This window comes from Flavobacterium cutihirudinis (assembly GCF_003385895.1).
GTDB lineage: Bacteria > Bacteroidota > Bacteroidia > Flavobacteriales > Flavobacteriaceae > Flavobacterium > Flavobacterium cutihirudinis.
The window spans coordinates 339,163-353,709 of sequence record NZ_QRDQ01000009.1 but is presented as its reverse complement, the minus strand read 5'-3'; the positions used below and the strand labels follow the sequence as shown (position 1 = coordinate 353,709).

Sequence of the window (14,547 nt, the reverse complement as noted above, 5' to 3'; positions counted from 1 at the left end):
TGAAGGTTTATATTCTGTGCGTAAAATTATTTTTATATTGAAAAGTTCACAAAGCAATACTTTAAATTTTGTTCAAAGCTTTGTGAACTTTGTCTACTTAAAAAAGATAAACTTTGCGAAACTTTGCGAAAAACCTTTGCGCTCTTTGTGTTAAAATTTATGTTCAAAGTAAAGCAACTTGAAACTTTAAACTTGAAACAAAAAAACTATTTACATTTCGCAAGAATCTCTTTAACCTCTGTTTTACAGCTTCCGCATCCTAATCCGGCGCCTGTGTTTTTGCATAAATCAGTGAAATCATTTACACCGCTTTTTATGGTTTCTTCTATATTTCCAACGCCAACCTGACTGCAGGAACAAACTAATTTTCCTAAAACGGGTTTAGCAGTCGAACTTCCTCGCAGTAATAAATTTCGTTTGTCTGATAATTCGATTTTGCTTTCAATCATGGTTTTGAATTCGGCAAACTCATTTTTATCGCCCATTAAAATGGCACCAACCAAGAGATCATCTTTTACGATACATTTTTTGTAATAACGTTTTTTCAAATCGGAGAATACAATTTCTTCATAAGAATCGTCGTTTTCCGGAATTTCAATATCACCAATGCTGCAAAGATTGATATCTTCTAATTTTAGAATATTCATCAAAATCGAGCCTTTATAATAACTGCTAATATCGCCTGCTAAAAAGTTGGCCAGAATATCAGCCTGTTCTTCAGCGGCAGAAGTGATTCCGAATAACTTATTATTGAATTCGGCTATTTCTCCAATCGCAAAAATATCCGGATTAGAAGTCTGTAAATACTGATTTACTTTGACTCCGCGTCCACATGAAAGTCCGCTTTCGCGTGCAATTTCTATGTTCGGAATTGTTCCAATCGTATACACAATCGCATTTGCTTTTATGATTTTGCCACTTTTTAAAGCGATTTCAATTTCATTCGGATTATCGGTTTCAAAAACGGTGCTGACTTCATTATCAAAATAAATCTGAATATCGCGAAGTTGTACTTCTTCAGCCAATAATTTACTTGAAATTCGGTCAAGCTGGCGCTCCATTAAACGCGAAGCACGCTGAACAATGGTAGTTTTTACTTTTTTATGTTTTAAAGCGGCAGCCAATTCCAATCCTAATAATCCGCCGCCAATAATCACAACATGTTGTTCTTCTGGCGGAAGATTCGTGCTGTCTAAATGTTTTTTTAATCGGTCGGCATCTTCTTTTTTCCTAACTGTAAATCGGCCAGGAAGATGAAGTTGTGCATTTTCAGGCACAAAAGGACGACTTCCTGTCGCCATTATTAAGGAGTCAAAAGTGTGAATTTCGCCCTGACTGTCTTTGATTGTTTTTTTATTTGTGTCGATTTTTTCAATGGCGACTCCAGCTTTCATGGTAATTTTTAATTTATTGAAAGCTTCGCCATCTTTTACTTTTAAAAGTTGTTCCCAAGTAAATTCTCCGGTCATATATTCCGGAAGTAAAACGCGATTATAAAACGGATTTACTTCATTCGAGAAAACAATAATTTCATCTGTTGTATTGAATTCGCGATAATTTTGAATGAATCGGAAAGAAGCCGCACCTGCGCCTACAATCGCAATTTTTTGAAATGGTTTTACATATTTCGAAATCGAAACAGTTGTGTATTTAAAATCAGGTTCTTTCGAAACCGGATCAACCACGGTATTCGTTAAATTATTGGTTCGGTTTAAATCATTTTCAAGTTGTTTTCCCCAATGCATCGGCAGGAAAACGACTTTTTCTTTGATCGAATCGGTAACTTTTGCTTTTACCCGAACTTCGCCATTTTTGCTTGTAACAGTTACGATATCGCCATTTTTAATTTCGCTTTTATAAGCATCAATCGGATTTATTTCTAAAACCGGACTCGGAATATGCGTTAATAATCGCGATACTTTTCCGGTTTTGGTCATCGTATGCCACTGGTCGCGAATTCTTCCTGTTGTTAGAATAAAAGGAAATTCGGCATTTGGCTGAACCGATGTGTTTTCAATAGAAACAGGCAGATTAAAAATTGCTTTTTGCGAAGGTGTATAGAATTTCTTATCTGTAAATAATCTCGAAGTTCCCGGATGTCCATAATCTGGAACAGGCCACTGAAAAGTGCCTTCAGTTTTTAGTCGATTATAATTTAAGAACGAAATATCGATATTAGTGCCTTTGGTAAGTGCACAATGTTCTTTGTAAATTTCTTCGGCACTGTTGAAATTGAATCCGTTGAAATTCATTTTTTTAGCAAAGCGAATTAAAATTTCAATATCCGGAAGTGCTTCACCCGGTGCATTGATTCCTTTTGGCAAATAAGAAATACGGCGTTCCGAATTGGTCATTGTTCCTTCTTTTTCCAGCCAACCTGCTGCAGGTAACAATAAATCGGCAAATTTGGCTGTATCGGCATTATGCGAAATATCCTGAACGACAACGAATTTTGCGTTTTGAAGTGCTTTTTCGATTCGTCTGGAATCTGGCAAACTGACTAAAGGATTTGTGCAGATAATCCAAACTGCTTTCATTTTTCCAGATTCTAATGCCTCAAACATTTCTGTCGCCGTTAAACCCGGTTTGTCTGAAATCTCATCAACGCCCCAAAAATCGGCTACTTCTTTTCGATGTGTTGGGTTTGCAATATCTTTATGTGCGGCTAAAAGTGTCGCCATTCCGCCCACTTCACGTCCGCCCATAGCATTCGGCTGACCAGTCAATGAAAATGGTCCAGAACCTGGTTTCCCAACTTGTCCTGTCAATAGAGATAAATTCAGCAACGCAGTATTTTTATCAACTCCAACAGCACTTTGATTCAATCCCATTGCCCAAAGCGAAATAAAGCCTTTTGCTTTCCCAATAATGTCTGCGGCAAGTTTGATATCGTTTACCGAAATTCCGCAAAGTTTTGATGCTTTTTCAAGAGAAGTGCCCAAAACTAAGTCTTTATATTGTTTGAAATTCTCGGCGTTGTTTTTCACAAAATCATGATCGACATGACCTTTCTCGATAATGCGTCTGGCAATCGCGTGATATAAAATAATATCTGAACCTGGAATAATCTGCAAATGTAAATCGGCGAAAGCTGCAGTATCGGTGCGTCTTGGGTCAATTACAATTATTTTTATTTTCGGATTTTTTTCTTTGTGTTTCTCAAGTCGTCTGAATAGAATAGGGTGGCACCAAGCCGGATTTGCGCCTGTAATTAGAAAGGTATCAGCAAGTTCAATATCATCGTAAGCAATGGGCACAGAATCTTCGCCAAAAGTTTTTTTATAACCCACAACCGCCGAACTCATACAAAGTCTGGAATTGGTATCAATATTATTGGTTTTCAAAAAGCCTTTTACCAATTTATTGACTAAGTAATATTCTTCAGTTAAACATTGTCCTGAAATATAAAATCCAACGCTGTCTGGTCCATGTTTTTTTATGATGGATGAAAAAACGGCTGCGGCACGGTCTAAAGCCGTATCCCAACTAACGCGTTCCAAGGGATAATTTTTGCTTCCGCGCATTTCCGGATATAAAATTCGATCTGAAGTATCATTAACTACGTAGTGCAAGTTCATTCCTTTAGAACACAACATTCCTTTATTTACAGGATGATCTTTGTCGCCTTCGACCATTACACCATTTTTAGCATCGTTGGTTACGATTATTCCGCAGCCAACGCCGCAATAGGAACAGGTAGTTTTGATCTTAGTACTTTGCATTATAGTTCGGTTTTAAATAAATCACTTACTTAACTCAAAACAAAAATAAGTATTTTTTAAGTATTAATACTTAATTTTTGATTTTATTTTTATTATTTTTGATGCAAAGAAAGAAGTACCAACAAATATGTTTCATGTTCAAAAACTGAATTCATGAAAGAAGAAAATTCTATTTGTGATAGCTGCGTCAATGAAAATTGTTTCATTAAAAAGCACCTGCATTTGGAGCAAATGAAACAATACGTTGCAAAGAAGCATAGTTTTGTATGTAAAAAATCGCAGCAATTTATTACGGAAGGTGCGCCATTGCAAGGACTTTATTTTATTTGTTCAGGAAAAGTTAAAACGGTAAAAACCGGAATCAACGGACGCGAACAAATTGTACGATTGACTAAAAATGGCGATACAATAGGTTTTCGCGGATTTGGGACAAGCAAACGTTATTTGATTGGAGCGTATGCTTTAGAAGATACGGTTTTGTGCAATTTCAGCAACGAAACTATGATGGAAATTTTACAGCATATTCCTGAATTTACCTATGCTTTAATGTTGTTTTATGCAGAAGAATTAAACAAAAGTGAAAACAATATCCGAAAGATTGCACATATGAATGTCCGCGAACGTGTAATTGATTTACTGCTTTATATTCATCGAAAATTTGGACAAATTGATGGTTTGATTGATATTGAGCTTTCGCGAAAGGAAATAGCAGACTTTGCCGGAACTACTGAAGAACAAGCCATCAGAATATTATCAAGCCTTAAAAAAGAAGCTTTGATCAAAACAGAAGGAAAACGTGTTGGGATTTTGAGAGTTGGCGAATTACGCTCTGAAATTATAGAACATAAGTATTTTTAAAAGGGGGACAAAGTTACAAAGGTACAAAGGTACAAAGGTACAAAGTTGCAAAGTTTTTGTTTTTGATTTGTAGAGACGCACTTCAGTTCGTCTTTATCGCATGCGTCTCTACGTCGAATGTTTTATTTTTTTCTTCCGATAAATCGAATTACAGAACCCGTTCCGTTATGGAATAAACCTTCGTTGAGTTCGATTTCTTTTTCTTCTAATTCAATGATTTCGTAGTTTGGAAAATCGGCTTTAATTTCTTCGATTGAAAAAAGTGATTCTATGTCTTTTGGTCCGCCGACTTTTTCGTTTTTGGAAACGTATTCTAAATGCGTTTTGCTGAAAGCTTCAAAAATAATAATACCGTCTTTTCGTAAAAATGCATCCAGTTGTTTGTGAATTTTAGATTTAATTTCTGCCGGAAAATGTGCGTAAATTAAAGCAATCGCATCAAATTGATTTTTTTGAAAATCGAGCGTTTCCAATTCTCCAACCTGATAATCAATTGAAACATTGTTTGCTTCAGCAAGTTTTAAAGCTTTGTTTCTTCCTTCTTCACTAATATCAAAAGCGGAAACTTTCCAGTCTAGTTTTGCAGCAAAAATGGCATTTCGTCCTTCGCCTTCGGCAGGAAAAAGAATAGATCCGGGATTTAGTTTTTCGATTTGTTCTTTTAAGTAATTGTTGGGTTCTTCGCCGTATGCAAATTCTTCACTGCTGTAGCGGTCGTCCCATCTTTTGGTCCAGTTATTCATAGTTTATATGTTGAATTTAATGATTAAAGGTTTGTGATCGCTGTATAAAGTCCAATCTTTATAACTTCCAACTTCAACGCTTTCTAACACTTCGATAAAATCGTTTGAGGCAAAGCAATAATCCATATGATAAGGTTTGTTTTCGTGTCGATACATATACAAAGTTGGATGTGCTTCTTTGCCTTGAATCTGATTGAAGTATTTGTGATAGGTGCTAAATATATTTTTGTCTGCTAATTTATTTACAACCGTTGTATGATTTCCTTCTCTTCGCGGTTTATCCCAAATCGTATTGCTGTTGAAATCGCCAATTAAAATGGTTTTGGTTTCTTTAATTAAATCTTCGTAATAATTAATTGCTTTCCAAATCTGCGTTACATAAGCCCCATCTTTATCAGCTGGATTATTTGCCCAAATGGCAAACAACGTAAAATCGACTTTTCCGCCCGTAACGGCTATTGGCAAAATGTTTTTGAAATCCGGATTATGAGAATCTAATAATTGAAATCGATAATCACTATAAGAAAAAACACCAACTCCCTTATGCGGATTTGTTCCGAACCAAAGAATGTCGGTTGGTGTTTGTATTTCGTCTGGGAATTTGAGTTTTTCAGGACTTTCACATTCCGAAATTACTGCAATATCAGGATTGTGGGCAAGAATGAATTCTGCTTTTTTTCTGAAGGCCATGTTGCAATTCCAAGCAATTAGTTTCATTGTTTGAAGGTTAAGGGGGGATATTTTGATTTTTAATCTACACCAAGAAAAGATGTTTTTCCGTTAATTGCATCCACTTCAGCATAATCATGTTTTCCAATAGTTACAAACAGCTTTTCAGTTTTATATTTTAAATATCTAATTTTAGGTTCTCCAACTTTAGGTTTTCCACAAATTGTTATGACGTTAGTCTGCCACAGCAATTTGTTGTTTTTATATGCTGAAATGGTTTGCAAGTCTTTTTCAACAAAATAAAGAGTGCCATTTTTTTCAATGCCTCTTTTTTGTGTTGTTGTCAAATTTATTTCTGAATCTTTTGAAATCAGTTTTGCGTCAAATGTCTGAGCAAAGTTTACTTGAGTTGAAAATAATGCAAGAATTAGTAATATGATTGTTGGCTTCATATAGCAAGAAATTGAGAATGCTTTAGTAAATATACTATTTAAAACAAAAAAACTGCCCTTTTCTTATTTTGAAAAGGGCAGTTATATTTATAAATCTCTTTTTAAAATTTTAACCAACAAGTGTCGTTAAACCATTATTCACATCAATTTCAGCAAAATTATGTTTTCCCATAACGATAAGCAGTTTATCTGAATTATAACCTACATATCTAATTTCAGGTTGACCTTTTTTTGGTTTTCCGCAAACTGAAATTACATTGGTTTGCCATTTCAATTTGTTTCTTTTGTAAGCGGAAATTGTCTGTAGGTCATTTTCCACATAATAAGTAATGTTGTTTTTTTTGATTCCTCTTTTTTGTGTTTTACCAAAATTTATTTCGGAGTTTTGAGAAATCAAGGCATCATCATACTTTTGAGCAATGCCTGTTTGCGTGACTATAAAAGTCAGCAAAGATAATTTTAGAAATGGTTTCATTTGGATAGAATTTGGGGTTCATAATCGATTCAAATATAGTTAATTAAATATATAAATAGGTTTTTAATGTTAAAAAAAAAACCTTTTCCTGAAATAGGAAAAGGGTAAAAATTATAAGGTAATTTTAAAGAAAAATTATTTTTTCCAACTAAAAATTCTTGGATCTACAGAAATCATCAACCAAGCCCAATTATTAGTATGATTTGCTTCTCCGCCTTTAACAAATTCTAAAGTGCTAGAACCAAACATTTGAGAGTAACCTCCTGTAACGGTTATATTTTTTTTGAAGTTGTAACCAAATGTTGCATCAATTTCAGTTCCTAAATACGAATCCAGTTTTTCATTTGCAGGTAATGGTGTTGCTACATCAGCAGCAGCTAAAAATACATGCGGAATCAAAGCAAATTGCCATTTGTTTACATTGTAATTCAGTTTTAAGAAAGCATCTTGTAAACCAACATTTTTCAGGTGATTTCCAACATAAAAATAATCCATATAACCGTTAAATCCATGGTTGGTACCAAAAATCGGGTTGAACGATTTGATTACAGTACTTCCGTCATTTGAATCTTTTCCTGATAAAAATTCGTAACCTAAACCAAGTTTAAAAGCATCAGTAATGTTATATCCAATATTGGCAGCGGCATTCCACGCACTTACTTGTTGATCTGTGCTTTTTCCGGTTTGTCCGTATAGCCAAAAACTTGTATCGATTTTACCTTTTTTATACGTTAAGTAAGGTCCAAAAGTTTGCATATAATCTACTAAAAGTTTGGTAGCAGGAGCAGGAAGAGGAGCATATTCATAACCTGTATTTAATACTAAGAAACTCAAACCTAATTCACTGTTGAATTGATTGTGATACCACGCATATTGCAACGTTTTATAACTTGCCACAGTATAAGGAGTCTGAACAACATTCTCAGCAGTTGAATTATAAGCGCCTCCAAAATCTAATTTTTGTTTTTCGGTATGATAAGAAACCGTCAACGCATCGTGGCTTTGTGCCTGTTGTCCCCAATCTTGTTCTCCTAAAATACGCTGATTGTCGTATGAAAGTACCTGACGTCCCATTCTGGCACTCCACTTTTCAGTGAAATTGTATTGTGCCCAGGCTTCAAAAACAGCAACGCCATTTTTGTCAGCTGGAGCTGTAGGAGCCACATCACCCCAAGTTCTAGTGTTTTGAAGCGTTAATTTTACAATTAAATCTTCTTGTTTATAATTGAAGTTTAAACGAGAACGTTGTGAAATTTGTGATGTACCTTCCTGACCTTCCTGTAAAAGTTGTTTATAACCGTTTCTGTATTCAAAACGTGGTCTGATTTGCAGATTCACATCTAATTCCTGTGCCTGAATTTCAAAGCTTAATCCTACGATAAGTATTAAAATTAGTTTAAGTTTTTTCATAAAATTGGTATGTTGTTAAAGAAGGTAAATTTATAAGAAAAAGCCGTAGTTAACTATGATTACAGTCATATTTCTAATTTTTTTTTAATCTAAATTTAATAAGCTGGCTCTAATTTTACCTTTTTTGTTTTAAGCTGTTTTTGCTTAGATAGTTGTGTTATAGTGTAATGCATCCAAACGAGACATGTAATTGAAAAGATTAAAATAAAAATCCATGAACTTGACCAGATTCCGGTTGCTGTTAACAAATATCCAAAAATTATAGGTCCAAAGAAACCGCCCAAACCGCCAATCATGCCCACCATTCCGCCAACTACGCCAACTTCTGTTGGGAAATATTCCGGAATATGTTTATACACTGCGGCTTTTCCAATTCCCCAGGAAATTCCAATTAAAATGACTAAAATTAAGAACACCCACATATTAGCGTCAAATTTAATAACGGTGACACCTTTTGCAATTAATTCCTTTTTTGCTACACTTTGATTGTGTGAGACCACAACATTTTGCCAGCTTGTAGTAGTTGGGAAAATGGCATTTTCATTTTCATTTTCGCTTTTTTGTGCGATTGAATATTCTTTATCTCCAACTTTTACAGTTTTATCATTGATTTGGTTTACAACTCCTTTTTTTGCTGCTAATATTCCTGGTCCAGAAGTAATAATTTCCATTTTTGGAATAGCCAACAAAGCACTTAAAATTACTGAAGAGCTTAACACCCAATACATTACTTTTCGGGCTCCGAATTTGTCTGACAAATAACCTCCAAAAGCTCTAATTACACCAGAAGGCAAACTAAACATTGTAGCAAACAAACCTCCCATAACCAAACTGGTTTGGTAAACGTTCATAAAGTTTGGCAAAAGCCATTGTGAATACGCTACAAAACATCCGAAAACTAAGAAATAATACGCTCCAAAACGCCATACTCTTTCTGATTTTAAAGGGGTAAGCATTTGTGAAATAGTTTTACCATTGTTTTCTAATTTTTTGTTTTGAGCGAAAATTAAAAAGGCAACGCCAATTACAACTAAAGAAACAGCGTAAATCACAGGAAGTATTTTCCATCCATTTTGCGGATCGTCAACAGAAAAATGATTTAGTAAAGAAGGAGCCAAAAAGGTTGTAATGGCTGCCCCGGCATTTCCCATTCCGAAAATTCCCAAAGCGCGTCCTTGCCATTCTTTTGGATACCAAATTGATGTGTATCCAATTCCGACTGCAAAACTGGTTCCGACCATTCCGAAGAAGAAACTAAGTACGGCAAACATTAAAAAACTGTCAGCGTAGGGAAGGAGAAATAATGGAATTGAGCTTAGTAATAATAAAAGTGAAAAAACATATTTTCCTCCAAATTTATCGGTTAAGATTCCAATTGGCAAACGCATTATAGACCCTGTTAAGATTGGAATTCCCAGAAGCCATCCAACCTGAACAACGCTCCAGTTGAAAATTCCGTTATCTACTAAAAAGGTGACTAAAACACCGTTTAATGTCCAGCAGGCAAAACACACTGTAAAAGCCAATGTGTTCAAAAATAAAATTTTGTGTGATTGCGATAGTGAGTTTGTAGTTTTCATAGTACTTATATTTTTATGTAAAAATAAGTACTATAACTTAGTTAAAACCTGCTAAAACGCAGTTTTTGAAAAATAATTACGTATTTATACGTATTTTTTAAATTAAAGAATATTCAGCAGCTTTGTTCGAAAGTTCCATTAAGTTTTTTACTTTCAGTTTTTTCATTAAGTTAAATCGATGAACTTCAGCAGTTCTTTTACTGATATCAAGTGCTTCGGCGATTTCTTTGTTTCCTTTTCCGGATAAGAGAAGTGTCAGAATTTCTTTTTCTCTTTTGGTAATCATCATTTCTTCACTTAAATTTTGCTTTGGTTCTAATGAGTTTGAAGGATTTGTCAATTGGCCAATTAAAATTGAAGAAATATCTCCACTGAAGTACTTTCCGCCAGCAGAAACTGTGTGAAGAGCCTTTAGGAATTCTTCTTTTGAAGATCCTTTTAATAAGTATCCATCGGCACCAGCTTTTATAGATTTCAACACATATTCTTCCGATTCGTGCATCGAAAGCATAATGATTTTTACGTTATTATTCTCGCTTCTAAGTTTTTCTACTACCTCAATACCAGTTAAGTTTGGCATGCGAATATCTACTATAAGTAAGTCTGGTTTAGTCGCAGTAACAACTTCAAGCGCATCTGCTCCGTCTATTGCTTCGCCTACAACTTCGATGTTTGCTTCGTTTTCCAATAAAGATTTGATTCCGTCTCTAACAAAAACGTGGTCATCTGCCAGCACTACACGAATGATATTACTCATAATTTACTTAATTTTGATTCTCGATTTTTACGTATATTCATCTATAATGAAGACGCTAATATACGTAATTTTTTAGATTTTAAATTCCAACATTAAAAATTCTAATGTTGTAAATTCCAAATTCCAAAGTCTTGGATGTAAACTTTGTCAAAGTTTTTAAGCGTAAAGTATGTCATCTCGACGGAGGAGAGATCACACGCGGGATTCGACAAAGATTGGCGATTTAGATTGTGGAGTTTCTTGCGAAGATTTCTCGTACCTCGAAATGACAAGATTGTGGCTAGTTTTGGCGGTAACTTTGTCAAAGCTTTTGAACTTTGACAAAGTTTTTAAGCTTATAGTTTGTCATCTCGACGGAGGAGAGATCACACGCGGGATTTGACAAAGATTGGCGATTTAGATTGCGGAGTTTCTTGTGTGATCCTTCGTTCCTCAGAATGACAAAAATGCTGAAAAGATCTTTTGAAAACTATTGCCCGCGAGAGGAATAGGAGCAAGCTACCGAAGTAGCGCGGATAGCCCGACAGCATTAGGGAAAGTGGGCGAATATAGACAAAGTTTGTTTGCCCACTTTTTCTAATCCTGTCTCGCCCTGATTAATTAAATAATTAGATAGTAATCTTGTCGCTTTACTTTGCGGGGCTTCGACTTCGCTCAGCCTGACAACGTTGCATCTCACAAACTTTGTCAAAGTTTTAAACTTTGACAAAGTTGATTAAGCGCAAAGAGTTTGGAATTTGGAATTTAAAAAATTGGAATTCCTATTTAAGAATAGGAATGTTGAACGTAATTCTCGTTCCTTCGCCGGGAATGGAGTTGATGAAAACGCGTCCGTTGATGTATTGGATTCTTTCTTTCATGAATAAAAGTCCCATTCCGGATTCGCTGTTGCGTTTTTTGTCGACGGAATGGATGTCGAAACCTTTTCCGTTGTCGTCGATTATAATGCTTAAAAGTGTTTCACTGTGAGAAAGTTGCACAATAATATGCGACGATTCGGCGTATTTTATGGCGTTGTTGATGGCTTCTTGCGTGAGACGATAGATGTTGATTTCGATTAGGGAATCTAAACGCTGGTCAAAATCGGTTTTGTTGTAGAAAAGGATTTCTTTTCCGGTTAGTTTTGAGAGTTCTTGCGTGAGTTTTGCCAGCGAAGAAACGATTCCGTGATCGCTTAATTCCGGTGGCATTAGGTTGAAAGTTGCCGTGCGGACACCTTTTATAATGTCTAGCGAAAGTTTCTTTAAATACTCGATTTTTTGTTCTGATTTTTCTCTGTCATCGAGATTGATGCTTTCTAAACTGAACTTTAACCCCGTAAGCATTTGCCCAATTCCGTCGTGAATTTCTTTGGCGATTCGGTTTTGTTCGTTTTCCTGATTTTCGACAATTTTGCTCGAAATAATCTTCTGCTGATTTATTTTTTCGGTTGTATTTTCAAGGTTTAAACGTTCGACTTCGCGTTGCGCTTTTTTACGTTCGGTGATGTTGAAGCAGACAATTAAAAGTTCCAATTCGTCTTTTTTGATCATCACAGGAACCATTGACAAATCGAGCCAAATGGTTTCGTTTTCTTTGTTTAAAATACTGATTTCGCCTTGCCAGCCACTTCTTTGTTTTTCGAAAATTAGGCGGTCGAAGTTGGTTTGTTCTTTTTCGTCGACTGTTAAAACTTCTGAGAATTTTTTGTTGGATGAAAACTTGGTATAATTGAGTAGTTTGGCAAATTTTTCGCCAATATGAATAATGGAACCGTCAGGCGCAATTCGGCAATAGAGTAAAGTATTTTCCATTGCGTAATTGAGCGATTTTAATTCTTTAACCGAATTTTCCTTGATCTCGCTTAGAATTTCAGTGTCGTATGCAAGCTTTAAAGCTTTCTTTTCTGAAGATAAAAGTCTTGTAATTAATCGCTCGATTTTCTTATTTGTAGGTTTGAAAATGAAGAAGAATTCTAAAAGAAGAACCAAAAGTGTGAACCCGAAAATCCAGTATTCTATTCGGCGTTGTTCGGTTACTTTTTCGTGCGCTTCGAGGTCGTATTGTGTTACGATTTGATTCATTTTAGAAAGGAAAATGTCTTCGTTTTCTAAAATAATGTTTACGAATTTTTGATTTTCGGCAGTTGTTTTTTTCTGCTTTACATTCAATAAAAAGGAATCGGTTGTTTGTGCAATTTTATTGAAAATCGGATTGATTTCGAGATATAATTTAGAAAGCGTTTCTGATTTTTCTTTTGGAAAAGCTAAGCTGTCATTGCCATTTTCGAGTGCGTTTTGGTTTTTCTTCCAAAGCGCCAAAACTTCATTTAAATGTGAAATTTGTTTGTCTGAAGCGGTATCAGAAACGTAATGCAGGATCAGAACTTCTTTGACAATTTTCTGGCTCAGCATTCGTTGTTTTCCCGAAAAATTAATGATTTTAGAATCGCTTAACTGCTGATTCAGATTGTATTGAACGAGAAATTGACTGATAATTATAGTTAAGGCAATAGTAAGAAGCGCAAAAAAATACAGACGGCGTAAATTTTTGAACGTGATTTTGTCTTCTTCCTGATTGCTTTTCTTCATATGAATTATAGTCCTAAAGAAGCTTTTATAAGATTCAGATTTTCTTCAGAATAGTTAATTTTTAAGGCTTCCTGATGTCCTTTTTCTGACATTTTATCCCAGGTTTTTTTGATGATGTTTTTTAGCTTTTCTTCGTCGTGTTTGTGAACGAAAGGTTCTAAGTAATATTCTAAAAATACGAGACAAATTACGTCTTCCAATAATTGTGTTTCGTGATCTTTTTTAAGTAATTTTTTCTCTATTAAAAAAGAAACGCGATTAATAAAAGTTTGGTTATAGCCAGCTTTTTCAAGAATTTCGGCCGTAGTTTTAGCGTGGAATTTTTTCAGTTCTTCTCTCCATTTCAAATAACCAACGCGATCCATTGGGTATGATTCGCGGGCAACTTTCCATCGGCAGATGTGTTGTGCTTTTGACGCGATTTGGATTTCTTCAGATGCATTCGGTTCAAACTGCATCAGTCTTTCGTACATCCTGTTGGAATACAATAATTCTTTTGGATATTCTTTGTTTTGGTCGGTTTCAATGTTTGGGTCTTGTGCGTTTTCGGCATCAATCCATTCGCTTGCTTTTTGAAAAGGTGTAGTCATTTTTTGGTTTGATAATAGAATTTCAAAGATACGGAATTAAGTTTTTTTTCCGCCACGAATTCACGAATTAGCACGAATTATTGTTTTGTTTTTTTGCCACAGATTAAAGGATTTTTTGGATTTAATCTTATGTGAATTTTTTTTCGCCACGAATTTCACGAATATCCACTAACGTAATTCGTGCTAATTCGTGAAATTCGTGACGAACAATTTTAATCCTTTCAATCTGTGTAATCTGTGGCCTATAAATTAGTCTGCAAATCCAACAAAAACTTCGTTTTCAACTACTTTAATGGGATACGTTGCAATCTTAAAATCGTCACCATTTAGATTTGAACCGTCAACTAAAGAAAAAGTCTTTTTATGCATTGGGCAGGCGATTTTTGGGATGTCATCTGCGGATCCTGTCATTCCTCTTGAAAGCACCATTTCCATTTTGTGTGGGCAGGCATTTTGGCAAGCGTACCATTCGTTGCGACGGGTGAAATTGAAAATGGCGATTTGTTTGTTTTTGTATTTGATGCATCCGCCACGGTTTGTCGGGAAATCTTCTACTTTGCCCGCTTTGAACCAAATTGTCGCATCGCTCGCATGAACTGTTTCGTATTGATTTAAGATTTCTTCCATTTTGATTGAGTTTTGATTTCCTGTTTCTTAGCCCTCTTTTTACAATCATGAGAGTTATGATGGCGCAGTAAAAAAAAGGGTAAGAAGGACAGCA

General features: G+C 35.2%; 12 protein-coding genes. 1 reads left to right on the top strand and 11 read right to left on the bottom strand.

Going from position 1 to position 14,547, the window contains the following annotated elements:
- Positions 1-206: 206 nt before the first annotated feature.
- A complete protein-coding gene (locus tag BD847_RS12385) occupies positions 207-3,722 on the bottom strand; it encodes a nitrate reductase (RefSeq protein ID WP_115888580.1) in 3,516 nt (1,171 codons plus the stop codon).
- 153 nt (positions 3,723-3,875) lie between these two features.
- Between BD847_RS12385 and BD847_RS12380 the strand changes: the two genes are divergently transcribed.
- A complete protein-coding gene (locus BD847_RS12380; protein ID WP_115888579.1) occupies positions 3,876-4,580 on the top strand; it encodes a Crp/Fnr family transcriptional regulator in 705 nt (234 codons plus the stop codon).
- A 122-nt stretch (positions 4,581-4,702) separates the two neighbouring features.
- Here BD847_RS12380 and BD847_RS12375 read toward each other — a convergent pair whose 3' ends face one another.
- From BD847_RS12375 to nirD, 10 genes are all read right to left on the bottom strand, one after another.
- Positions 4,703-5,323, bottom strand: coding sequence for a class I SAM-dependent methyltransferase (locus BD847_RS12375; RefSeq protein ID WP_115888578.1), 621 nt, complete (start codon positions 5,321-5,323; stop codon positions 4,703-4,705).
- Positions 5,324-5,326: 3 nt separating this feature from the next.
- A complete protein-coding gene (locus tag BD847_RS12370; protein ID WP_115888577.1) occupies positions 5,327-6,040 on the bottom strand; it encodes an exonuclease/endonuclease/phosphatase family protein in 714 nt (237 codons plus the stop codon).
- A gap of 32 nt (positions 6,041-6,072) precedes the next feature.
- Positions 6,073-6,444 carry a hypothetical protein gene (locus BD847_RS12365; protein ID WP_115888576.1) on the bottom strand — a complete coding sequence of 124 codons (372 nt, stop codon included), beginning with the start codon at positions 6,442-6,444 and terminating at the stop codon, positions 6,073-6,075.
- Between the two features lie 109 nt (positions 6,445-6,553).
- A complete protein-coding gene (locus BD847_RS12360) occupies positions 6,554-6,919 on the bottom strand; it encodes a hypothetical protein (protein ID WP_115888575.1) in 366 nt (121 codons plus the stop codon).
- A gap of 135 nt (positions 6,920-7,054) precedes the next feature.
- Positions 7,055-8,329: an alginate export family protein gene (locus BD847_RS12355; protein ID WP_115888574.1), complete on the bottom strand. Its 1,275-nt coding sequence runs from the start codon at positions 8,327-8,329 to the stop codon at positions 7,055-7,057.
- 95 nt (positions 8,330-8,424) lie between these two features.
- Positions 8,425-9,909, bottom strand: a complete 1,485-nt coding sequence (locus BD847_RS12350) for an MFS transporter (RefSeq protein ID WP_115888573.1) — start codon at positions 9,907-9,909, stop codon at positions 8,425-8,427.
- Positions 9,910-10,006: 97 nt separating this feature from the next.
- Positions 10,007-10,666: a response regulator transcription factor gene (locus BD847_RS12345; RefSeq protein ID WP_115888572.1), complete on the bottom strand. Its 660-nt coding sequence runs from the start codon at positions 10,664-10,666 to the stop codon at positions 10,007-10,009.
- Positions 10,667-11,427: 761 nt separating this feature from the next.
- Positions 11,428-13,236 (bottom strand): PAS domain-containing sensor histidine kinase, encoded by a 1,809-nt coding sequence (locus BD847_RS12340; protein ID WP_115888571.1) that lies wholly within the window; start codon positions 13,234-13,236, stop codon positions 11,428-11,430.
- A gap of 5 nt (positions 13,237-13,241) precedes the next feature.
- Positions 13,242-13,826: a DUF4202 domain-containing protein gene (locus BD847_RS12335; protein WP_115888570.1), complete on the bottom strand. Its 585-nt coding sequence runs from the start codon at positions 13,824-13,826 to the stop codon at positions 13,242-13,244.
- 249 nt (positions 13,827-14,075) lie between these two features.
- Positions 14,076-14,453: a nitrite reductase small subunit NirD gene (nirD, locus tag BD847_RS12330; RefSeq protein ID WP_012026590.1), complete on the bottom strand. Its 378-nt coding sequence runs from the start codon at positions 14,451-14,453 to the stop codon at positions 14,076-14,078.
- Between the last annotated feature and the right edge of the window lie 94 nt (positions 14,454-14,547).

Bases quoted from the DNA above. Each gene is read 5' to 3' on its own strand.
- BD847_RS12380 (WP_115888579.1), top strand. From the start codon at position 3,876: ATGAAAGAAGAAAATTCTATTTGTGATAGCTGCGTCAATGAAAATTGT.
- BD847_RS12355 (WP_115888574.1), bottom strand. From the start codon at position 8,329: ATGAAAAAACTTAAACTAATTTTAATACTTATCGTAGGATTAAGCTTT.
- nirD (WP_012026590.1), bottom strand. From the start codon at position 14,453: ATGGAAGAAATCTTAAATCAATACGAAACAGTTCATGCGAGCGATGCG.
- BD847_RS12375 (WP_115888578.1), bottom strand. From the start codon at position 5,323: ATGAATAACTGGACCAAAAGATGGGACGACCGCTACAGCAGTGAAGAA.
- BD847_RS12345 (WP_115888572.1), bottom strand. From the start codon at position 10,666: ATGAGTAATATCATTCGTGTAGTGCTGGCAGATGACCACGTTTTTGTT.
- BD847_RS12365 (WP_115888576.1), bottom strand. From the start codon at position 6,444: ATGAAGCCAACAATCATATTACTAATTCTTGCATTATTTTCAACTCAA.
- BD847_RS12340 (WP_115888571.1), bottom strand. From the start codon at position 13,236: ATGAAGAAAAGCAATCAGGAAGAAGACAAAATCACGTTCAAAAATTTA.
- BD847_RS12350 (WP_115888573.1), bottom strand. From the start codon at position 9,909: ATGAAAACTACAAACTCACTATCGCAATCACACAAAATTTTATTTTTG.
- BD847_RS12360 (WP_115888575.1), bottom strand. From the start codon at position 6,919: ATGAAACCATTTCTAAAATTATCTTTGCTGACTTTTATAGTCACGCAA.
- BD847_RS12370 (WP_115888577.1), bottom strand. From the start codon at position 6,040: ATGAAACTAATTGCTTGGAATTGCAACATGGCCTTCAGAAAAAAAGCA.
- BD847_RS12385 (WP_115888580.1), bottom strand. From the start codon at position 3,722: ATGCAAAGTACTAAGATCAAAACTACCTGTTCCTATTGCGGCGTTGGC.
- BD847_RS12335 (WP_115888570.1), bottom strand. From the start codon at position 13,826: ATGACTACACCTTTTCAAAAAGCAAGCGAATGGATTGATGCCGAAAAC.